The sequence below is a fragment of the Aureimonas ureilytica genome, from assembly GCF_001475935.1.
GTDB classification, from domain to species: Bacteria; Pseudomonadota; Alphaproteobacteria; order Rhizobiales; family Rhizobiaceae; genus Aureimonas; species Aureimonas ureilytica_A.
In genome coordinates, this window is record NZ_LDQA01000104.1 from 1 (window position 1) to 599 (window position 599).

A 599-nucleotide genomic window follows, 5' to 3' on the forward strand; every position below is an offset into this window, starting at 1 on the left:
GCGCGGCGCGCCTCGCCGCCCGACAGATCGCCCGGCCGCGCGTCGGCGCGAAGTCCGAGACCCTCGATCAGACGTGTGACGCGGTAGGGCTCGTCGGCGGGGCCAAGGCCCGCCATGACATAGGCTTCCACCGTCTCGGCCGCGCCGAAATCGGGCTCCTGCGCGAGATAGCGGATGGTCGCGCCCGGCTGGCGGAAGACCTCGCCGCCATCGGGCTCGACGATCCCAGCGGCGATTTTCAGGAGGGTCGATTTGCCCGAGCCGTTGCGCCCGACCAGTGCAATGCGATCCCCCGGCAGGACGCCGAGTTCGACATGGGTGAGAAGAGGGGTGCCGCCGAAGGTGAGGCGCACGCCGTCGAGGCGGAGGAGCGGGGGAGGAGCCATGGGCGGCTTCTAGAGCATTTCCGGCCGAAGCGGAATTGTCTCGGCGTTGGAGGCCCTGCGAAAACATCAGGCGGGGGAGTGCGGTGCGAAGGCGAGCGCACCGGACGCGATCAGCCGCTCGGCCCGAAGCTTGATCGCTCCTTCTCCCCCTCCGGGAAATGCCCGAGAAGCCATTCGCGAAACACCCGGATCTTGGGCGAGGTCCGGCGCGCC

At 69.6% G+C, this 599-nt stretch carries 1 protein-coding gene; it reads right to left on the bottom strand.

Annotated elements, in window-relative coordinates; all coding sequences use genetic code 11:
- A partial coding sequence (locus NS365_RS22770) for an ATP-binding cassette domain-containing protein (protein WP_153003922.1) occupies positions 1-386 on the bottom strand: 386 nt, incomplete at its 3' end.
- Positions 387-599: the final 213 nt, after the last annotated feature.